Source organism: Aphanizomenon sp. CS-733/32 (assembly GCF_028330045.1).
GTDB classification, from domain to species: domain Bacteria; phylum Cyanobacteriota; class Cyanobacteriia; order Cyanobacteriales; family Nostocaceae; genus Dolichospermum; species Dolichospermum gracile.
Window position 1 is genome coordinate 36,126 of the sequence record NZ_JAQMSE010000033.1, and the last position, 20,645, is coordinate 56,770.

At 36.5% G+C, this 20,645-nt stretch carries 23 protein-coding genes and 3 pseudogenes; 7 read left to right on the forward strand and 19 right to left on the reverse strand.

From position 1 onward, the window contains the following. The first annotated feature begins 299 nt into the window (after nucleotides 1-299). Complete coding sequence (locus tag PN471_RS02590; RefSeq protein ID WP_271775543.1) at nucleotides 300-1,286, forward strand: cyanophycin synthetase; 987 nt, start codon at nucleotides 300-302, stop codon at nucleotides 1,284-1,286. Between the two features lie 3 nt (nucleotides 1,287-1,289). Here the strand turns inward: PN471_RS02590 and PN471_RS02595 are convergent, their stop codons facing one another. The 3 genes and pseudogenes from PN471_RS02595 to bchH form a co-directional block, all read right to left on the reverse strand. Further along, the gene (locus PN471_RS02595; RefSeq protein ID WP_027402922.1) at nucleotides 1,290-1,640 is read right to left on the reverse strand and encodes a hypothetical protein; all 351 of its coding nucleotides are present in this window, start codon (nucleotides 1,638-1,640) and stop codon (nucleotides 1,290-1,292) included. Between the two features lie 561 nt (nucleotides 1,641-2,201). Then, nucleotides 2,202-2,570, reverse strand: a pseudogene (locus PN471_RS02600) (Uma2 family endonuclease); the annotation flags it as partial. A gap of 132 nt (nucleotides 2,571-2,702) precedes the next feature. Beyond that, nucleotides 2,703-6,386 (reverse strand): magnesium chelatase subunit H, encoded by a 3,684-nt coding sequence (gene bchH, locus PN471_RS02605; RefSeq protein ID WP_271775544.1) that lies wholly within the window; start codon nucleotides 6,384-6,386, stop codon nucleotides 2,703-2,705. Between the two features lie 163 nt (nucleotides 6,387-6,549). On the opposite strand from bchH, the gene PN471_RS02610 reads away from it, so the two are divergent. Further along, nucleotides 6,550-7,515 carry an N-acetylmuramoyl-L-alanine amidase gene (locus tag PN471_RS02610; protein ID WP_271775545.1) on the forward strand — a complete coding sequence of 322 codons (966 nt, stop codon included), beginning with the start codon at nucleotides 6,550-6,552 and terminating at the stop codon, nucleotides 7,513-7,515. 71 nt (nucleotides 7,516-7,586) lie between these two features. Here PN471_RS02610 and PN471_RS23390 read toward each other — a convergent pair whose 3' ends face one another. Next, nucleotides 7,587-7,913, reverse strand: coding sequence for an element excision factor XisI family protein (locus PN471_RS23390; RefSeq protein WP_442867123.1), 327 nt, complete (start codon nucleotides 7,911-7,913; stop codon nucleotides 7,587-7,589). A gap of 284 nt (nucleotides 7,914-8,197) precedes the next feature. Here PN471_RS23390 and PN471_RS02620 point away from each other — a divergent pair, with 284 nt between their 5' ends. Both PN471_RS02620 and PN471_RS02625 read left to right on the forward strand, forming a co-directional pair. Beyond that, nucleotides 8,198-8,470 carry a toxin HicA gene (locus PN471_RS02620; protein WP_271775546.1) on the forward strand — a complete coding sequence of 91 codons (273 nt, stop codon included), beginning with the start codon at nucleotides 8,198-8,200 and terminating at the stop codon, nucleotides 8,468-8,470. Further along, nucleotides 8,463-8,786: a type II toxin-antitoxin system HicB family antitoxin gene (locus tag PN471_RS02625; protein ID WP_271775547.1), complete on the forward strand. Its 324-nt coding sequence runs from the start codon at nucleotides 8,463-8,465 to the stop codon at nucleotides 8,784-8,786. The genes PN471_RS02620 and PN471_RS02625 overlap by 8 nt, the downstream gene beginning before the upstream one ends. Before the next feature lie 168 nt (nucleotides 8,787-8,954). Here PN471_RS02625 and PN471_RS02630 read toward each other — a convergent pair whose 3' ends face one another. The 13 genes and pseudogenes from PN471_RS02630 to PN471_RS02690 form a co-directional block, all read right to left on the reverse strand. After that, complete coding sequence (locus PN471_RS02630; protein ID WP_334311892.1) at nucleotides 8,955-9,080, reverse strand: hypothetical protein; 126 nt, start codon at nucleotides 9,078-9,080, stop codon at nucleotides 8,955-8,957. Between the two features lie 151 nt (nucleotides 9,081-9,231). Then, complete coding sequence (locus PN471_RS02635) at nucleotides 9,232-9,480, reverse strand: hypothetical protein (protein WP_271775548.1); 249 nt, start codon at nucleotides 9,478-9,480, stop codon at nucleotides 9,232-9,234. A gap of 212 nt (nucleotides 9,481-9,692) precedes the next feature. Beyond that, a complete protein-coding gene (locus PN471_RS02640) occupies nucleotides 9,693-9,983 on the reverse strand; it encodes a XisI protein (protein ID WP_271775549.1) in 291 nt (96 codons plus the stop codon). After that, a pseudogene (locus PN471_RS02645) lies at nucleotides 9,971-10,378 on the reverse strand (element excision factor XisH family protein). Before PN471_RS02645 ends, PN471_RS02640 begins: the two are co-directional and overlap by 13 nt. A 42-nt stretch (nucleotides 10,379-10,420) precedes the next feature. Further along, on the reverse strand, nucleotides 10,421-10,837 hold the full coding sequence (locus PN471_RS02650; RefSeq protein ID WP_271775550.1) for a putative toxin-antitoxin system toxin component, PIN family: 417 nt from the start codon (nucleotides 10,835-10,837) through the stop codon (nucleotides 10,421-10,423). Continuing rightward, the gene (locus PN471_RS02655; protein WP_271775551.1) at nucleotides 10,827-11,054 is read right to left on the reverse strand and encodes a hypothetical protein; all 228 of its coding nucleotides are present in this window, start codon (nucleotides 11,052-11,054) and stop codon (nucleotides 10,827-10,829) included. The genes PN471_RS02650 and PN471_RS02655 overlap by 11 nt, the downstream gene beginning before the upstream one ends. A gap of 45 nt (nucleotides 11,055-11,099) precedes the next feature. Beyond that, nucleotides 11,100-11,432 carry a XisI protein gene (locus tag PN471_RS02660; RefSeq protein ID WP_271775552.1) on the reverse strand — a complete coding sequence of 111 codons (333 nt, stop codon included), beginning with the start codon at nucleotides 11,430-11,432 and terminating at the stop codon, nucleotides 11,100-11,102. Beyond that, the gene (locus PN471_RS02665; RefSeq protein WP_271775553.1) at nucleotides 11,420-11,839 is read right to left on the reverse strand and encodes a XisH family protein; all 420 of its coding nucleotides are present in this window, start codon (nucleotides 11,837-11,839) and stop codon (nucleotides 11,420-11,422) included. The genes PN471_RS02660 and PN471_RS02665 overlap by 13 nt, the downstream gene beginning before the upstream one ends. A gap of 173 nt (nucleotides 11,840-12,012) precedes the next feature. Beyond that, nucleotides 12,013-12,342 (reverse strand): annotated as a pseudogene (locus PN471_RS02670) (XisI protein). Next, complete coding sequence (locus PN471_RS02675) at nucleotides 12,330-12,746, reverse strand: XisH family protein (protein WP_193891799.1); 417 nt, start codon at nucleotides 12,744-12,746, stop codon at nucleotides 12,330-12,332. Before PN471_RS02675 ends, PN471_RS02670 begins: the two are co-directional and overlap by 13 nt. 25 nt (nucleotides 12,747-12,771) lie before the next feature. Then, complete coding sequence (gene vapC / locus PN471_RS02680; protein ID WP_271775554.1) at nucleotides 12,772-13,176, reverse strand: type II toxin-antitoxin system tRNA(fMet)-specific endonuclease VapC; 405 nt, start codon at nucleotides 13,174-13,176, stop codon at nucleotides 12,772-12,774. Then, entirely contained in the window at nucleotides 13,176-13,454 is a 279-nt protein-coding gene (locus PN471_RS02685) for a hypothetical protein (protein WP_271775555.1), read from the reverse strand. The genes vapC and PN471_RS02685 overlap by 1 nt, the downstream gene beginning before the upstream one ends. A gap of 169 nt (nucleotides 13,455-13,623) precedes the next feature. Then, entirely contained in the window at nucleotides 13,624-13,914 is a 291-nt protein-coding gene (locus PN471_RS02690) for a XisI protein (RefSeq protein WP_271775591.1), read from the reverse strand. Nucleotides 13,915-14,057: 143 nt separating this feature from the next. Here PN471_RS02690 and PN471_RS02695 point away from each other — a divergent pair, with 143 nt between their 5' ends. Beyond that, the gene (locus tag PN471_RS02695) at nucleotides 14,058-14,396 is read left to right on the forward strand and encodes a CU044_2847 family protein (RefSeq protein WP_271775556.1); all 339 of its coding nucleotides are present in this window, start codon (nucleotides 14,058-14,060) and stop codon (nucleotides 14,394-14,396) included. Beyond that, the gene (locus PN471_RS02700; RefSeq protein WP_271775557.1) at nucleotides 14,380-17,814 is read left to right on the forward strand and encodes an nSTAND1 domain-containing NTPase; all 3,435 of its coding nucleotides are present in this window, start codon (nucleotides 14,380-14,382) and stop codon (nucleotides 17,812-17,814) included. The genes PN471_RS02695 and PN471_RS02700 overlap by 17 nt, the downstream gene beginning before the upstream one ends. Before the next feature lie 61 nt (nucleotides 17,815-17,875). On the opposite strand, the gene ahcY is transcribed toward PN471_RS02700, so the two are convergent. Continuing rightward, nucleotides 17,876-19,153: an adenosylhomocysteinase gene (gene ahcY, locus PN471_RS02705; protein WP_271775558.1), complete on the reverse strand. Its 1,278-nt coding sequence runs from the start codon at nucleotides 19,151-19,153 to the stop codon at nucleotides 17,876-17,878. 237 nt (nucleotides 19,154-19,390) lie between these two features. Between ahcY and PN471_RS02710 the strand changes: the two genes are divergently transcribed. Then, entirely contained in the window at nucleotides 19,391-19,708 is a 318-nt protein-coding gene (locus tag PN471_RS02710) for a helix-turn-helix domain-containing protein (RefSeq protein ID WP_271775559.1), read from the forward strand. 9 nt (nucleotides 19,709-19,717) lie between these two features. Here PN471_RS02710 and PN471_RS02715 read toward each other — a convergent pair whose 3' ends face one another. Then, nucleotides 19,718-20,527, reverse strand: a complete 810-nt coding sequence (locus PN471_RS02715) for a hypothetical protein (protein ID WP_271775560.1) — start codon at nucleotides 20,525-20,527, stop codon at nucleotides 19,718-19,720. Nucleotides 20,528-20,645: the final 118 nt, after the last annotated feature.

The window sequence follows — 20,645 nt, forward strand, 5'->3', positions numbered from 1 at the left end:
TTTATTTTGACGGGTAATGATAGGAAAAAACTTCTGTTTTCCCTCCCCTACTCCCCCTACCCCCTCTTCTCCCCCTACTTGCCTTTACCCGTCATTTTTGGATTGACAGACTAGTAGGTTGGCGTTGAAAATTGTGGTTATAGCAAAGCAAGAGGCAAGATTAAAAAAGTTTTCAGCGATTTTACGTTTCTTTACACAGTTTGGTTTTATTGTGTTCACCTGCTTATTTAACCTGCTGTATTTACGAATATTGCCATACTTTTTCAGGGTAATTTTGAAAGAATCCGAGAAAATAAACAATGTCAATTACATCAATCATCCAAAAAGTGGCTTTGCAAATAGGGGCGGTGGTTTTAGTTGAACCTGAATATGAATTTGTGGGGCATATTACGTTTAAAAATGGGAAAAAGTCAGTTTTTAGTCATGCTAAATTGAATATTAATGGTTTTGCTTCAGCCGAATTAGCTAAAGATAAAGCCCATAGTAATTTTTTCCTGAAGCAGTTTGGATATCGTGTAACAGAGGGCAAGACGTTTTTCAGTGATCAGATGTGTGCTAAAATAGCTCATCCCCGGAATATTGATGATGGATTTCATTATGCACAATCAATGGGATTTCCTGTGATTGTGAAGCCGCTGAATCTGAGTCAAGGTATATTGGTGACGAAGGTGCATAATCGGGAAGAATATTATGATGTGGCTAATAAGATATTCCAAATTAAATCAGGATTGATTGTTGAAAAGTTCTATGGTGGTAATGACTATAGAATTGTGGTGTTGGATGATGAGGTGATTACGGCTTATCAAAGAATTCCCTTGTGTGTTGTTGGTGATGGTATATCTAATGTTTTGGAGTTGCTACAACAAAAACAGGAAAAAATCCTAAATACGGGTAGAAGAAATGTGATTAAATTTGATGATTTTCGGATTTCCCAAAAATTAAAAACACAAAATCTTGATTGGGATAGTGTGATTCCTAATCATCATACTGTTTATCTTTTAGATAGTGCTAATTTATCGAGTGGAGGTGAAGTGGTAGATTTTTCGGAAACTATTCATCCTGATTTTCAGAAGTTAGCAATTAATATTACTAAAGATATGGGACTAAGATTAGCTGGGGTGGATATACTTACCCATGATATTACTATGCCGATGGTAGATTATACGCTGATTGAGGTGAATGGTTCTCCTGGGTTAAATCACTATGCTGCTAGTGGTGAGGTAGCAGCAAAGAGGGTGGAAGAGTTATATTTGAAGATTCTCCACTTGATGGAGAATGAGAGTTAAGGGTTACAAGTTTTTTCTGAGTAGTGATTCGAGTTCCTCTGACAAAGAGTTCATATCTGCGACTCTAGCTACAAGTAAACTATCATGTCCGGCATCGTTTAACCGAGATTTCCAATAGTTAATACTTTCAGCATTATTCATCCAAAAGTCAATGACTGTATCTACTACTTGATCTAAGTTCCAACCCCATTTAACGGGGATTGGTTCTATGGATGATAGAAAGGCATCTAATGTGCAAGTATGAGTTCCTATATATTCTATGCCTTGATGCTGCGGTTTTATAAAACTCTGTTGTTGGTGATTGAAAAAATGCAAAACAGGAGATACACCTACCAGATTGAAGCTGTATTTAATCATTCTAGTCCTCCGAATGAATTTATCAATTGCTGAGAAACTTGAATTTTGGGCAAGAATCTATGGCGAAAAAGTCCGCTAACTCTATCTAGAAAAAGGAGAATTTTTGCCTACTACATCAGTTTCAATATTAAGCTAGAAATTAGCACTCAACCCTTGTGAGTGCTAGGGTTTATTTGATTGTTACATTGTATTATCTATGATTTAGAGGATAATTTCAAGGTTAATAATATCTAGTTTAAATAGAAAGTTCGAGGATGAAATGGTAATTAGTAAGACACTTTAGGTAAGAATAAGAGTGTGATCTAAGTAGAGTAACGTAAATAATTAAAGGTTTGTAGTTAGGGCTTTAGACCTGAAAGTAGGGCTAAAGCCCTAACTACGAGCCAATTTCAAAATCTGTTAACTTACTTAACATAGTTCTATTTATTTTTGCCTACCTACTTATTGTGTATCAATAATTTTATGGTTACTTTTGAAAGTGCAAGCGATTTTGAGAACACTAACGCATCCTAAATTCAAGTTAGATTTTTTATTCCGTTCCTTAAAAACAGTTGTCCGTTATAAAAAATTTACATCTTCATATAAATCATCCATCTTGCCATGAAAATTAATACTTTGTAAGTCGAAAGATGATTCTGGATAAGATTGTAATACCCATAAACCTTGAGAATTACGACGGAAACATTCTACTTTGGATTTTTTGACATTAATTAAAACGTATTCTTGTAAAGTTTCTATGGTTTGATAATCTGCAAATTTATCACCACGATCAAATGCTTCTGTAGAATCAGATAATATTTCAATTATTAAACAGGGGAATTTTTTATAACCTAATGTTGCTTTATCTCTTTCATCACAAGTAACCATCACATCAGGATAGTAAAAACGATTGATAGATTCTATTCTGGTTTTCATGTCGGTGATGAAGGTTGCTGATAATAAAGTGAGTAAAGAAGAATTGATTGAGATATTGAGAGATTGTATTAGAGAATTATTTTAAAATATGATGTGGAATGTGGTGCGTTACGCTGTCGCTAACGCACCCTACAATTAAAGCTATTAAACTGTCACTCCTTCCAATTGTTCATCGCTTAATTCATACAACTGACGCAATTTGTCTAATTTATCTCCATCAGCTTGCCATAAACCGCGTCCTGATGCTTCTAGCATTCTGCCGATAATATTTCTAAATGCTTCAGGATTGGCTTTGCGTAATTTTTCTGCCATTTCTGGATCTAAAGCATAGGTTTCTGCTGCTTGATCATATACCCAATCGTCTTGAAAATCGGCAGTTCCACCCCAACCTATTAAGGCTGTCATGCGTTGGGAAATTTCAAAAGCACCTCCAGAACCTTGATTAGCCATTGCGTCAGCCCATTTGGGGTTTAATAACTTGGTTCTGTATTCCATTCGCAATAAATCATCTAAATTGCGGGGTGTGGTGTCTTGAGAAAAACTTTCGACAAAACTGGCTTGTACTTTTTTGCCGCTTTGTTTTTCTGCGGCTTTTTTCAAACCGCCTGTGTTGGCATAATATTCCTGAATATCGGTTAATCCATATTCTACCGAATCTATTTCTTGAATTATGCGATCGCTAGTTTTTAATAGGGTCTGTAATACTTCTGGTCTAGCTTGTCCTTTATCATTTCTACCATAACTAAAGACATTGCGACTTTCCCAAGTATTCCCCAACTCTTCTCCAGATTCCCAATTACCATCAACCACTCTATCATTAACTAAAGAACCAAAATCACCAGAAGGATTAGAAAACAATCTAGCCGAAGAATTTTCCACACCTTTAGCTTTCAAAATCAAAGCGTGTTTTCTAATAAAATTCATTTCTTCTGGTTCATCAATTTCCGCAGCCCGTTGAAATAAATCATCCAACAATTCAATGATATTTACAAAACTATCTCGAAAAATTCCCGATAGATTTGCTAACACATCAATACGCGGATGTCCAACCTCAGCCAGAGGTTTTAAATCATATCTAACTATGCGTCCTGTTCCTTCCTTCACAGGTTCAGCGCCTACCAATTCCAAGAGAATTCCCAAAGATTCACCCTTAGTTTTAATAGCATCCAAACCCCATAATAAAACCGCCACAGTTTCTGGATATTTCTTATTTTCATCCAAAGACTGAGAGATGATTTTCTTGGCAATTTCCTTACCTCTTTCAAAAGCCGCAGGAGAAGGCATCCGATAAGGATCTAAAGCGTGAATATTCCTACCCGTCGGTAAAACACCAGCACCATCACGCAATAAATCTCCACCAGGTGCAGGAGGAATAAATTCACCATTTAAACCTCTTAAAAGATTCGTTAACTCATCAGTAGATTGATTTAATAACCTTGTAATTTCCTCCTCCTCTCTGTGTTCTCTGTGCCTCTGTGGTTCGTTGCCAAAATAAGCATCCAAATAACCAATTAACTCCTCCTGATTTGGTGCTTCACCTAAAGTATGTAAACCAGAGGAAAAAAGACGATTTTCGAGAACTTGGAGATATTCATACAACTTGACCAAATAATGATCAAAAGCATGATTACTGAACATTCTCACATTTTCCGGTGTAAAGGGAATACCCAACCTTTTGGCATCATCAAAAGGACAATCCACTTCCAAACCAGTATCAACTATTTTTTTACAAATGCCTTCTTTTAACAGATAATTCTTTTCTGGATCTTCCCGATATTCGGCGATTAAATCGCGTAAATTCACCAACTCTTTGTATAAACCGGCGCGTCCATAGGGAGGGACATTGTGAGAAATTAATACTCCATAACCGCGACGTTTAGCTAATATTGATTCAGAAGGATTATTTGCGGCATAGATATATAGATTGGGCATATTTCCCAAGAGAATATCCGACCAAGAATAGCCAGTATTTCCTAATGGTGAACCGGGCAACCATTCTACCGTTCCGTGCATTCCAAAATGAACAACTGCATCAGCTTGAAAATCATTTTGTAGCCATTTATAATAAGCTGCATATTGGGGATGGGGGGTTAAATCTCTTTCAAACATTAACCGCATGGGATCACCTTGAATTCCCAAGGGTGGCTGGACACCTATCCACACATTTCCTAATTGCACACCACCAATATTGAACTCATCACCATAGGTTTTAATGCCGCTACCGGTGAGGTATTTCCATTGCTTTTCAATGCGAGTTGTGAAAAGATAACCTAACCATTTTTCTAAGGTTCTGGCATTAACGGTATTTTTATTTTGTGGAGACGTTTCATGAAACATCTCTACATTCATGGGATTAATTTCGTCTGCTTCTTTAACTTGGCGAATTAATTCTTCTCCATCTTCGGGAATTTCGCCGACATTATAACCTTGTGCTTTGAGTGCATGAAGTAATTTAATTAAACTGCGAGGAACGTTTAATAATGCAGCAGTTCCCACTGCACCATAGCCAGGGGGAAAACCATATAAAATAATGGCTATTTTTCGTTGGGAAATAGGTTTTTGGCGGAGGGAAACCCAGTTTTTAACTCTATTAGTTAATCGCTGCATTCGTTCAGGAACTAAATAAATTTGTTCACCGACTAAACCACCGAGGGGAATTGTATCAATCGCACCATCTAATTCTGGTAAAGCATATAGGACAACACTTTGTAAACCGCCTACACCTTGGCGCGTCCAAGAGTAAATATCTTGAATTAATAAAGGTGCAGCGACGATATAAGGGACATTTTTGGCTGTGAGAATGCGTTTAGCTACTTCCACCTGTCTTCCGGCTTCCATTGAACCAGCCGGACCACCAACGAGGGGAAATCCAATGGTAGAAACTATGGCATCAATTTTTACTGCTTCTGTGGTAAGGGAAGGAGTTTCAATGTTACCTCTTTGACGTTGTTGGGTTTCGTAGTCACTGGTCATCCAATCTCTGACGGCTACGTGACCTTCTACGCCGTTGATAAAGATGGGTAAGGGGGTTAACCCGGCTTTTTCAAAATAGCGGATTAGTTGGGGAATATAGGGCAGTTTGGTGATAACGTGCTTTCGGTAAAGTAGGATACCGATGATTGGGCGCAGGCCCTGCGCCCCTACGTCCTGGTCTCTTTTCCGATACCATTGTAAATATTCACGCGGTGATCTAAAAAACCCTTGATATTCGGGATGTAATAAACCCATGTCGGGGGTTTCGATAGGTGGGGGTATATCTCCAACTTTTAAATCTAAGTATTTTTCCGCAATTGTCCAAAATAGGGCAGCGACGTTTTCTGAACCGCCGGCGTTCCAGTAACCATAGATAATTAACCAATTACGAAGGTCTTGAACTTTTTGGACGGGGATAAATTTTAATAACTTTGGTCCGATTTTCAGGAAACTGATATAACCGGCGAGTTTGTCTTCTTCTTTACCGTTGCTGAATTTGTCAAGGATGAATTTAACGGGTTTAGGCATTCCTGCGGGTTTGTCACCGATCGCAAATGATCCTATTTTGGTTAAACTAATTAATTCCAGTGCTGACTCAAAAATGAGACGGATAGGGATGTTAGCGACACGCTCTCGCAACCACATAACTTGGTCATAGTCAAATAGTAAGCTGCCAAAAAACACATCTGCGTTTTTGAGTGCTGCTTCTACTTCCGGGCTATTGGTGGTAATATTGCGATCGCTAAATACTCGAATATCCAACTCTGGACACCGGGAATTAGCCAAATCAGCCGCTTTTCGGTACAAGTCCGCGTTAAACGATTCAAACCCAGCAATCAAGACAATGCGTTTCATGCGCTTTTGCTACGAAATATTTCTTTACATTGATCTTAAACATTTTTGGGGATTAATGGGGGAATCTCTACCTAGAGATTAAAATGATGTCTATGCTTTTTGGAACTAAATTAACCAGTAGCAGACTCTTGGCATAGCAACAAAGTCAATTAAGGAGATAAAAATGAAATTCGGCATTGATATTGGTCACAACTGCCCTCCCGATAGTGGTGCAGGTGGTATTAAATCGGAAGATAAGTTAACAACAGAAGTGGGTAATAAGGTTATTGCTAAATTAGAAAGTTTAGGACATACAGTAATCTCATGCAAACCAAATAGTGCCAGTACAGTAAATCAATCATTAGGTAGCCGGTGCAACAAAGCCAATAATAACCGAGTAGATTTTTTTGTATCTATTCATTTTAATGCTTTTAATGGACAAGCTAATGGGACAGAAGTATTTGCTATTAGCGATGCCGGCAGAAAAGTTGCCCAAAAAGTATTAGATGAAATTGTCAAATTAGGCTTTTTTAATCGTGGTGTTAAAAGTGGTTCACACCTCTATGTTCTCAGAAACACAAATATGCCAGGAATTCTCATAGAAGGTTGCTTCATTGATTCTGCCAAAGATATGCAAATATATGATGGTGAAGCAATGGCTAATGCCATAGTTGCCGGGTTGACAGGTAAAGTAGCAAGTACTTCTGTAAATCCTGCTTCTAATACGCCTGTAAATCCTGTTATAGATGAGGAACAGAATAAAGATAAGAGCATTCTCAGACTACAACAGGCTTTAAATCGGCTGAAAATTACTGATAAAAATAATCGTCCCTTAGTAGAAGATAATGGCATGGGAGCAGCTACATCTTCAGCAACGGAAAAATTCCAGAGAATTGTGGGAGTTTTACCAACAGGAATTGCTAGTAACACTACCTGGGATGCTATCAATCAGATATTAGCTAAACGAGTTATTCAAGGAACTCATGCTAGTGGCGTAATTATCAGGTACTTACAATTTCGTATAGGTGCTAATCCCGATGGTATTTATGGTTCGCAAACGGAAGCAGCACTCAAGAAATTTCAACAGCAAAATGGTTTAACTGCTGATGGTATTATTGGGGCAATGACTTGGCAGAAATTGATAGGTTAGGAGCAATTTTTTAGCTAATATCTATCCAGATTTCATAAAGGATATTGCTGGTAAATAGGGGGTTTTACTCCCTATACTAGAAACAAATTTATATTTTTATAAGGGCTTGACTGTTTGATTCTAAACGTAGGGGTAAAGCCCGCCTGGGAATGAGTTCCCAGTCTAATAGCAGAAGTCATCTCAAGATGACTAAATAACTCGGAAAGTTTAAATCTCACCCGTGTGTAGTATAAAAGTTCTATGGCTATTATTAGTCCTGAGTTAGCAATACCGTATTCTGTTCCGTCTCTTTGAATCCAGATTTTATCGTTGATTATGTCAATATGAACTAAGCAACCATGCACCCGTTGATTATTTTCCCATTCGTTCCGATTGCTCCGCAACGCTAACGCGAACAACCCAACCTACAACTACTGACCTTGCCCCTGGTAACAGTTCCGCTATATCTACATCTACCATCAAAAAAGGATTGACATAGTACCAATATTGATCCTATAATTGAGCTATCAACATTATGGCATTCTATCTAAAGTTCAATTTCTTATGATCAGCATTTATCCACCTTGACTGGGAAGAGTGCTTAAGGTTTCTACATTCGTGCATTGTTAATACTGAGTAAAATCACTTAGATTTTACTTAATTGACATTGACATGGATTTTATATACAAAAGGAAACCTAAAGATGGCACAAATAAAAAAAATCCTTGCTGAACTCAAAAATAATCCTCAGAACGTAAATTTTACTGATTTAGTAAAGGTTTGTACTCATTATTTTGGAGAACCTAGACAGCAAGGAACAAGCCACTGTGTCTACAAAATGCCCTGGGCTGGAGATCCGCGAGTCAACATCCAAAACGACAAAGGAAAGGCCAAGCCCTATCAAGTTAGACAAGTTTTAGATGCAATCGAAAAATTAGCAGCAATTGAAGAAACTGAGGAATCGGAAAATGGTTAATCACAACCACTATACATATAGAGTTACTTGGTCACAAGAGGATCAAGAATTTGTGGGTTTGTGTGCTGAATTTCCTAGCCTGTCTTATCTTCATGAAGATAATCTTACTGCTCTCAAAGGTATTACAGAGCTAGTGAAAGATATACTAGCTGATATGGAAACTACTGGGGAGATACCTCCAGAACCACTAGCAGAAAAGCAATATAGTGGTAAATTTCAGGTACGCATCACTCCGGCACTACACCGTAAATTAGCTATAGAAGCCGCAGAAGAAAAAGTTAGTCTGAACCGATATATTAGTTATAAACTTTCTTGATTGTTGATTAATAAAATTTATTTTGGTGGAGGTTTTAAGCCTCCTTTTTTATGATGAGAGGAAGTGGGTATGTTTTTTGTATCATGGTATTATATTTTTTGAATCAGAATCACAGAAAATCAAGTAAAAATCTAAACCGATGCAAAACTAGTAAACTATGAGGATAATTCATTCCTTCCATAAAACAATCTCCTGTTTAAGACTTTCAAAAATAAGTAATTTTAATTGATGTTCCGCAATTATTTCTTGAATTACAGGAGTCAGAAAAAAATCTGTATATATTTCATAACTAATTGCTAAATATAAAAGACGCTCAGATGCTGCTTTTTTTAAATGTAACGATAATTAAGTGTTTGTCCTAATCTTTTTCTAAAGCTAACCTAACTGCATTATGAAAAAAATCTTTTGCTGACATAAAAATTTAAAGTGATGATGTTTAATTATGTTATTTACCAGTCTTGTATGCTTCTCTTTCAGGTTGTTCTAATTGTGGATGTCTAATAAATGTTTCATCTTGGATACAACCATAAAAATCACTCAATTTCATGGTTTCTTCTGTGGCTGTTTCTTCTTTTGGTACAGCTATTTCATAAATAACAATAATATCAAATTCAGTTCCTTCTTTAGCCTGTGGTAAATGAATTTTTAATAGTCCATCTTTCCCAATGCGCGATCGCAGTCTTAAACTTTCCATTTTTTAATTTTCCTTTCTCTAGTAATTTACGTTTTTTGGACATTACTTTATTTTATCATTTTTTTACCTTAAATTCTATCCTACTTTCATTATTCTTTACCTAGTAATAATTCCCAGGTTAGGTGAAGTTGCAACGAAAAACCAAAGGCTTCAACTAAAGTTTTAAACTAAGCAACTGCAAATTCAGTATATTGTCTGATATCGGCTGGTGGTCAGGCTAAAACTATTTGATTTTTAGGAATACCAGCGTTAACAAGTTCGTTAGCTATACCGTATTCTATTCCGTCTCTTTGAATCCAGATTTTATCGTTGATTATGTCCATATGAACTAAGCAACCATGCACTCGTTGATTATTTTCCCAGCCTAATGTGAGTAGTAGGTAATGGTTGGCGGTTTGGTCTATTATTAGTTGTCTTTCTAGTTCACCGTAAGCGTAGGGAAGTTGGGAATATTCGGTTAAGATTTTTTGAATGATTTGGCGATATTTATCTAAGGTATCCATTGCAGTATTTCCTCTCGTTTGGAGTCGAAGACAAGTAAACAAAGGCGTTGATTTTCTAATAATATTTTACCAATTGGTTCTTGAAATAGTTCTGAGTAGGTTTCTTGACGAATAGCGAGATATAACCGGCGTTCAGGTTCTCAGCGTGAGACAATGTCGTAATATAAGATATATTGCCCTAAAGCGTTTTCTAGGTCGGTGACTAGAGAAGCACCTATAAAGCTTTTAATTTCGACTGCTATTTTCTGTCCAGTTTTTTCGGCTGCTATGAGTTTTTCTGCACCTAAGTCTATATATAAATCTCTTATACCCCATTTGAGAACAAATGGATGTTTGGTGATTTGCCAATTATCTTTTTCTAGGGCATTTCTAACGGTATTATGGTAAATGTCTATGCAAAGTCAAACATCTTCAAGGGGTGATAAGAAAGCGAAAATTTAATTAATGCTGATAAAGTCTCTCGGAGTAATAATCTGGTTTTGATATTCGACTAGAGTTTTAAGTGATAAAAGGTCTTGATCTCCTGTAATCAAAAATTCGGCATTGGCTTCTTTTGCGAGTTCTAAAAATTTGTTATCGTCTGGATCTCTACAGATATCTATTTGAGTTGTTATTTCTATAAATTGGCTGTATTTTTTGACTACTTCTAAAAAATCTTGCCGTTCTTCATCTGAAATATATTTATCAAATTTAGATTTGTAAATGCGTGTTTTTAATTCTTGATAGGTTTGCTCACTTTGAGCTATTTTGAATTGTTTATAGGCTTTATCTAGGGCTTTACGGGCTGTTCCATCTGGACTGAGTGCAGCACTAAGTAAAACGTTGGTGTCAATGACAATTAGTTTATGATTCATCAGCTAATAATTCTGCTAAAATTTCTTCTGTAAGTCCTTTTGCTTGAGCATTTTTACCAATTCTATCAACAACAGTCAGTAAATCTTCTTCTTTCTTTTTTGGTAAGTTTATTTTTATTTGTTGGATAATTTCTTCTTGTTCTTGTGGAGGAAGTTGTAATACAAGATTAAGAATTTGCTCGAAGGTTAGAGGAAGTGGGTATGTTTTTTGTATCATGGTATTATATTTTTTGAATCAGAATCACAGAAAATCGAGTAAAAATCAACCCTCTGCAAAACCAGTAAACTGCCTAATATGAGGCGCTCTAAAACCTAACACAATATCTGTTTTCGGTACTCCTAACTCTACTAATTGATTAGGAATTCCTTCTTCTGTAAAATCCCTTTCAATCCAAATTTTACCATCTTTAATACTAATATGAATGGGACAACCATAAATTCTATTTTCGTCTTTCCATCCTGTATACAATAATAAATAAATATCCCGTTCTGTATCAAAAACAATTTCTGTATTTTCTAAATCTTCCTCTGCTTGGTCTTTTGCATATTTAGAGATAATATCTTTTACTATCTCTTGATAATTTAAGGTTTCCATAACACTATTTCCTCCTTATTAATGTCAAAAACTAATAATTTAATCTCATAAGTTTGTAAAACGGTTTGAATGAAACTATCAGTAAAAAACTCTTGATATATATCTTGAGATATAGCTAAATATAATACTCTTTCAGGGTCTTGCTGTCCTAATGCTATCCTATAATTTAAAAATTGACCAATTGCTGTATGAAATTCGGAAATTGCTGAAAGTCCGAGAAAACTTTTTACCTCTACTGCTATCTTTTGATTATCTTTCTCAGCACCAATTAGCTTTTCTGCTCCTAAATCTATCCTGATTTTCACTAATGCTGTTAGGCGTAAATATAAAGGATCATCAGTAATTTGCCAATTCTCTTTTTCTAATGCTATTTTAACTGTATTGTGAAATATATCTTTTGCTGACATAAAAATTTAAAGTGATATTTTATATTGGATTATACCTTGTTTTTTAAGTAATGGCTCTGTATTATATTTGTAAGTTGGGTTAAGCTGCATCGCAACCCAACGCAATCAAATTATAAAAATGTTGGGTTATGCCTACGGCACGCTACGCGAACGTTTTTCAACCCAACCTACAACTAACACACTGCAAAACCAGTAAATTCCCTCACAAAAGGAGATTTAAAACCTAAAACTATATCGGTTTTTGGTACTCCTAATTCTACCAGTTCACTAGCTACACCTTCTTCAGTTAAATCTCGCTGAATCCAGATTTTTCCATCTCTAATATCTACATGAATAACTGTACCATAAGCCCTTTAGTTATTCTGCCATCCTACATGAACTACTAAATAACTATTTCTTTCACTATCAAAAATTAACTCCTTTTCGGTTCCTTCTGATCTATGATTTTCGGTATGTCTTGCTAACACGGTTTTTACTAATTCAGGATAATTCATTCCTTCCATAAAACAATCTCCTGTTTAATAATTTCAAAAATCAATAATTTTAATTTATGTTCAGCAATTATTTCTTGAATAAACGGAATTAGAAAAAACTCTTTGTATATGTCATTACCAATTGCTAGATATAAAATGCGGTTGGGTTCTTTTTTTCTTAAAACAGTACGATAATTAAGTGTTTGTCCTAAAGCGGTATGAAATTCATTTACGATTGAGTCAGCTAAAAAAGATTTTACCTCAACTGCTATTTTTTGACCTTCTTTTTCTGCTCCTAAAAGTATTTCTGTTTCTAAATCAATTCTAAAATCAAGACTATCTACTGTAAATGATAAAGGATCATCAGTAATTAACCAACCATCTTTTTCTAAAGCTAACCTAACTGCATTGTGAAAAAAATCTTTCGCGGACATATAAAATTAAAGTGATGATGTTTAATTATGTTACTTCCCAGTCTTGTAATTGTAATTGAGGAATGCGGGAAAACTCCCTAGTATTGTGTGTAACTAATATCAAATTATTAGCTAAAGCAATAGCAGCAATTTGTAAATCATAACCACCAATGGGTGTTCCTTTGCTAGTAAGTTCAGCACGAATATTACCGAAAATTATAGCTGCTTCATCATTAAAGGGTAAAGAGACGAATTTATCAAGAAATCCTTGTTGTAATTTTAAATTACTATCCGGTTTAGCACTCCGCATAGCACCATAGAATAATTCACTTTTGACAATGGAACAAACTGCAATTTCAGAAGTTGAGATACTATCTAATTTCTCTTTTAGATGAATATTTTTACCTTTAAGATAAATAATACAGGTATTGGTATCTAATAAGTAAATCATCAGAATGCTTCTCTTTCAGGTTGTTCTAATTGTGGATGTCTAATAAATGTTTCATCTTGGATACAACCATAAAAATCACTCAATTTCATGGTTTGTTCTGTGGCTGTTTCTTCTTTTGGTACAGCTATTTCATAAATAACAATAATATCAAATTCAGTTCCTTCTTTAGCCTGTGGTAAATGAATTTTTAATAGTCCATCTTTACCAATGCGCGATCGCAGTCTTAAACTTTCCATTTTTAATTTTCCTTTCTCTAGTAATTTACGTTTTTTCGACATTACTTTATTTTATCATTGTTTTACATTAAATTCTATCCTAATTTCATTATTCTTTACCTAGTAATAATTCCCAGGTTAGGTTAAGTTGCAACGAAAAACCAAAGGCTTCAACTAAAGTTTTAAACTAAGTAATTGCAAATTCTGTATATTGTCTGATATCGGCTGGTGGTCAGGCTAAAACTATTTGATTTTTAGGAATACCAGCGTTAACAAGTTCGTTGGCTATACCGTATTCTGTTCCGTCTCTTTGAATCCAGATTTTATGGTTGATTATGTCTATATGAACTAAGCAACCATGTACTCGTTGATTATTTTCCCAGCCTAATGTTAGTAATAGGTAATGGTTGGCGGTTTGGTCTATTATTAGTTGTCTTTCTAGTTCACCGTAAGCGTAGGGAAGTTGGGAATATTCGGTTAAGATTTTTTGAATGATTTGGCGATATTTATCTAAGTAAGGTATCCATTGCAGTAAAACCTCTCATATTTTAAAGTATATATCTGGAGATAAAAAGCCAGGTATTATTATTATTATTATTATTGACACACAGCCTTAAATTATGCGATTATACTTAAAAGATATTTTCACATTTTTTTAAGTATATTATGAAACGCATAGTAAAATTTCCTCTTGAAAGTGGCGAATTTATTTTTGTTGAACTCGACGAAGCAACAGAAACCGATAATCGCATCGGTTTGCGAGATCAAGTAGTTGATAAGGCTACACAAACTTTTGAGTCCGCTTTAGAAACCGTTAAGCCTATAGCAAATGCAATTATTACCAAAGTGAGTAGCCTCAAACAGCCAGCAGATGAAGTGGAAGTTAAGTTTGGTATCAAAATTAGCGCCCAACTTGGGGCTGTTGTAGCTTCTGGTAATAGTGAAGTCAACTATGAAATCACCTTAAAGTGGAAAAAGGATTCACAAGATGCGCCCACAGTTTGATTCATCTATTGTCAGAATTTACTCCAATAATGGCGGGGTAATTGGTGCTGGCTTCTTAGTTTCCCAAAAGTACATTCTCACCTGCGCTCATGTAGTAGCTGATGCTTTGGGAGATACCAGAAATATTACTGAAATGCTAGGTGTAGAAATTACTTTGGACTTTCCTCTAGTGCCAGATAGACCACGTTTCACAGCTAAAGTGGTCTTTTGGCGACCAGTGAATCCCGATGAGCAAGTAGAAGATATTGCTGGATTGGAGTTAGAAAATTCTCCTCAAGTAGCACAAAAAGTACCATTAGTTACATCTGATGATTGGCAGGAACATTCTTTCCGAGTATATGGTTTTCCAGCAGCACAACCACATGGTGTTTGGGCTACTGGGGTTTTACGTGGACGCACAGCTAAAGATTGGGTACAGCTAGAGGATGTGAAACAACCTGGTTTTAGATTAGAACCTGGTTTTAGTGGTGCGCCTATCTGGGATGAAAAACTTCAGGGTGTAGCAGGAATAGCTGTGGCGGCTGAAATGAGACGACCCGATGCTAAAGTTGCTTTTATGATTCCCTCTCATGTGCTAATTAAAGCATGGCCAGCGATCGCAGATTGCCCTTATCGAGGTTTATCTGCTTTTCGAGAAGAGGACGCTAAATTCTTTTTTGGACGAGATGAATTTATAAAGCAGTTAGTAGAATCTGTAAAAAGGAAACCTTTAGTAACTGTAATTGGGGCTTCGGGTAGCGGTAAATCTTCTGTGGTGTTTGCTGGTTTAATCCCTCAACTGCGTTTGGAAAAAAATTGGTTGATTGTAGATTTTCGTCCTGGCGATCACCCTTTCAGAAATTTAGTAACTAAGTTAGTTTCTCTGCTAGACCCTGAAAACAGTAGTAGTGAGCAGTTGATTACACAAAATAGGCTAGTTCAAGAATTTCAGCAGGACGTTTCAGGATTAAAGAATATCGTAACATCTATCTTGAATAAAAATTCTGGTATTAAATTGTTACTGATAGCAGATCAATTTGAAGAACTCTACACTCTTTGCCAGGAAAAGGAACGCAATATATTTATTGAACAATTGTTATTAACCATTAAGCAGATAGAGAATTTTAAGATTGTTCTTACCTTACGGGCTGATTTTTTCAAATATGCGATTTCTGAGCGTTCTTTTGCAGAAGCTTTGCAGGATGCTAATCAAATACTTGGTCCGATGAATAGACAAGAACTAAAAGATGTCATTGAAAAACCCGCCCAACTGCTTCAATTAACAATTGAGCGTGGACTAACAGAAAGCATTTTGGATGCAGTGAACGTTCAACCTGGAAACCTGCCGATACTAGAATTTACTCTTACGAAACTGTGGGAAAAACGGCAAAATGGTCAGTTAACCCATCAGGCTTATGACGAAATTGATCGTCTAGAAAAGGCACTCGCAAAATATGCTGAAGATAAATATCAAAGTTTCAGTGAAAAAGATCAACTACGAGTGCAAAGAGTATTTATTCAGTTAGTGCGTCCAGGGGAGGGAACAGAAGATACTCGAAGATTAGCTACCCGTGAAGAAATTGGAGCAGATAACTGGGATTTAGTAACACAGTTGGCTTCTCATAATTTTCGTTTGGTGGTGATAAATAAAATCAAGAAGATTAATGAAAAAGAGGAAACAGATCAAGAAACCGTCGAGATCATTCATGAAGCATTGATTCGAGAATGGAAAACGCTACAAACTTGGATGGAAAACAGTCGGGCGTTTCGCATTTGGCAAGAACAACTTAAGGTAAAAATTAAGGAATGGGAGTCTGTTCAAAAGGACAATCAGGCATTATTACAACGTGTATTTTTACCTGAAGCTGAAAAATGGTTACAGGAAAGAAAAGATGAAATGAGTTTGTCTGAACAGAATTTTATTCAGCAGAGTTCAAAATTTGAGGACAATCGTAAGTTTCGCACTTGGCAAGAACAACTTAAGGTAAAAATTAATGAATGGGAGTCTGTTAACAGGGACTATAATGCATTACTACGAGGTACATCTCTAGTAATAGCTGAAGAATGGTTACAGGAAAGAAAAGATGAAATGAGTTTGTCTGAACAAGATTTTATTCAGCAGAGTTCAAAATTTGAGGCCAATCGTGAGTTTTGCACTTGGCAAGAACAACTTAAGGTAAAAATTAATGAATGGGAATCTGCTCACAGGGAATCTAATTTATTATTAAAAGGTACATCTTTAGTAATTGCTGGAGAAAAGTTACAGCAAAGGGGAAGTGAAATGAGTTCATCTGAACAAAATTTTATTAACCAAAGTTTAGAATTTGAAGCCAAGAAAAAGAAGGAACAAAAGCGTCGTCGGATGTTAGTTAATTGGGGGCTTGCAATCACTTCTCTGTTTAGTATTGGTGTTATCAGTTACTATTTTTGGCCTTCAAAAAAATTATCTGTTGTGATAGTAACGAGCGAAAATGTACCCTACGAACAGATAATGATTCAAGCTTTTCGTGACCGTCTCATAAATGAGCCTAAAATTAAGCTTATTGCTCCGCCTCCAGAAAAAGGTTGTCTTGAGTCTCCCGACAGCGTGAAAATACCCGAAGAGCCATGTGGACATTTAGGCAAACTGTCAGGTAAAGAGTTATGGAACAAAATAACTAAGGACATTGCCATTCGCTATAAGGATCAGAACATAGATTATATAGTAACAGCAGGATCTTTTGCTACCAAAGCAATTAGAGACGCTGACTTAGTTAAGAAACTTGGTGCCAAAGGACAGATATTCCTTGGAGTCACTGACCCTATTAGCAGCGGAATCGTGACATCTCTTGATAATCGTTACGAAAACTCAAATATTGCTGGTGTGCGCTACGGCACAGGTGGGCTTGATTATGGTAAGGAGATTGCTTCTCTTTTTCCCCCAGATCAAAAGCTAGTTTTTGTATACGATCAGGATACACCACAGGATACTTATGTTGCTAAAGATATAGATCAACTCAAAAACAATGGTGATGACCGTTTTATAAACCGTCCATTTCCTCGACCTGTTGAGCCAACTGATTTGGGTGATCCAAAAAATCCCAATGATGCAAAAGAAGTCTATTTTGCATGGTACGGTTTGGATAATATACTTAATAGTGTAGGAGGTGCCGAACTTTTGAGAGATAAGTGGGTAATTCCATCAACATACGCTCCAGAAAACGTAAAATACGCAGGAATTGTCGTATCTGTATATGATAAGAAAGTTGGTGAATTAGGTGCTGAAATCTTGTTAAAAAACTTTTATCATCCTGAAAAGAAACTTGGTCATGAGCCGGTTGGAATGCCACCATTTCATACGTGGTTAGATTGCCAAACCATCAAAGATAAAGGCATCAAGCTATCGCCAGCAGTTTCTAAGCGAACTACAACGAGAGATGATACTTGTAGAAATCCATAACACAAAACGAAAAAAAAGGGATAAGCCCAAAAGCCTATCCCCAAAAAATCAACTAAATGACTTACGTTCCAGAAGTCCAAGAATTGATATAGTCAATTTGCTCGGCTGTCAAACTATCAATGAAAATGCCCATAGCTTGCAACTTCAAACGAGCAATTTCTTCATCCACATCTCTAGGAATAGAATGCAAACCAGCAGCTAAACTACCCTTATTCTTCACCAGGTATTCAACAGCCAAAGCTTGGTTAGCAAAACTCATATCCATAACTGCGCTGGGGTGTCCTTCAGCAGCAGCCAAATTAATCAAACGTCCTTGTCCGAGTACAACTACGGATTTACCATTTGTCAATTTATACTCTTCTGTGAAAGGACGGACATCCTTGATTTCCTTAGCATTAGCGGCTAAGTATTTCAAATCAAGTTCCAGATCAAAGTGACCAGAGTTACAAACGATCGCACCGTCTTTCATGACATCGAAGTGTTCACCGCGAACGACGTGCTTGTTACCAGTCACAGTAATGAAGATATCACCGTGAGGCGCTGCTTCTGCCATTGGTAGCACCCGGAAACCATCCATAACGGCTTCAATAGCCTTGATGTGGTCAATTTCGGTGACGATGACATTTGCACCCATACCACGAGCGCGGAGGGCTGTACCCTTACCACACCAGCCATAACCGACAACCACAACAGTTTTACCAGCTAACAAAATATTTGTAGCGCGGATAATTCCGTCTAAGGTAGATTGACCAGTACCATAGCGGTTATCAAAGAAGTGCTTGGTGTCTGCGTCGTTGACGTTCATGGCGGGGAATGTAAGAACGCCTTCTTTAAACATGGCGCGTAAACGCACAATACCAGTGGTGGTTTCTTCGGTGCTACCAATTAAATCGGCAATTTGGTGTTTACGGTGTTGAACTAATTCTGCTACCACGTCGCTACCGTCATCAACAATGATGTTGGGGCGATGATCTAATGCTATTTGCACGTGGCGGTTATATGTAGCGGCATCTTCGCCTTTTTGAGCAAATACAGCAATACCATGATCAGCTACAAGGCTCGCAGCTACGTCATCTTGAGTTGATAAGGGGTTACTCGCAATTAAAACTGCATCAGCACCACCGGCTTTGAGGGCGATCGCTAAATGTGCGGTTTCTGTGGTCACGTGGGCGCAAGCAGCCAGGCGTAAACCAGCGAAGGGCTTTTCTTTCTCAAAGCGATCGCGGATTTGCTTCAATACCGGCATTTCTCTTCCAGCCCATTCAATCCGTTGTCTTCCCAAGGGAGCGAGGGCGAGGTCTTTAACCTCGTGCTTTAATATGGGAGCAGTTGCAATCATGAAGAATTATCCTCTAAAAAATAAAACAGGTCTATAAACCTTTACGTACTTTAACAATATTTTCTGACAACTAGCCATATTTTCTCGTAAATACTGATTCCCGATTTATCAGCAAAGGTAATTTTTCCATTTATATGGCAAAATATATCAGATTTGATATAACAAAAAATATGGAACAAACTGATAAACCTCTAGTTTGGTTCCATGGACAGGTGAAAACTGAGAAGATAAAATTTTATGGATCAATTAAAGAGAGAACGTCTAGAAGCTAAAGGTGGGAAAATTGGCACAGCGACAGAATTTTTGGAATTAACTCCAGAGGAAGCAGCATTAGTAGAAATTAAATTAGCTCTCAGTCGCAACTTGAAAGTAAGAAGACAAAATTTAATGACTCAGACTGAATTAGCTACTAAAATTCATTCTAGTCAACCCAGAATTGCTCATGCTGAAAATGGAGATGCTTCTGTTTCCATTGAGTTATTAATACGTGCAATGTTAGCTACTGGTGCAACTCCCCAGAATATCGGCCAGATAATTGCTAGTGTGCAGGGGTGAGAGTATTTTCTAAATTAATGAAGCCAAAGTTTGCATTAACAGATGAGATTCCTTACCAATATCACCTTGCAATAAAAATTGATACCATTGTTGTAACTGTTGCCGAGCTAAAGTATAAAGCGGATCATCAATACCTGAGTGAAAAAGTTCTATTATCGCCTGTCTTTGAGTCTTTCCCCGTCCTAAAATCCTCAACCAGAGAGTGGAAATATCTATAGGTAGTTCATTTGTAACAACGATAGTAGTAGAAAAAATTGCAGGTAAATTATAAACGCCTGGAATATTCACAGCAGATGATTTAATTCCAAATCCTTGAAAATGGTCAGGAAAAATAGAGGGAACGATGATCAATTGAGTTTTATTATCATCCTCTTCCGATTTTTCCTGATCTATATCTTTTAAAGTTTCATTTACAGGAATAATCCCGCCATTAGTTTCACTTGTCCACGTTAAAAAATGATTTATACAGTTTCTTACTTCCTGCGTGTTTGGTGTCCAGCGTAAAGGTTGAATAATACAGGGAGTTGAAGTAAGTTCTCCCAATAATCCCAAGGATATCCTAGATTTATTGATATCAGGTTCAAACAATACATCTACTATTTTTGCTTCCGCTACCACTTCGGGACTAACTAATATATTAGGGTTATTAGTAAAGAGTGTTTCTATATATGTACGTTCCCAACCAGATCGAGAAGGATGTTTATAGACTCTTAATTTAGGGTTGCGGGGAATAAGTTCATTCAGGAAAATATTACCATAATTACTAAGTAGTATAGAAAGGTAATCTTGGGCAAAAATCACAAAAGATGGTCGAGACATAGGAAATTTTTCAGAAATATTCTTTCTAAGATATTATACATTTAATTAGCCATATTTTATCATAAATACCTATTAGCTAGTAGATACTACCTTTATCTTCAATATAAGTAAGATTAAG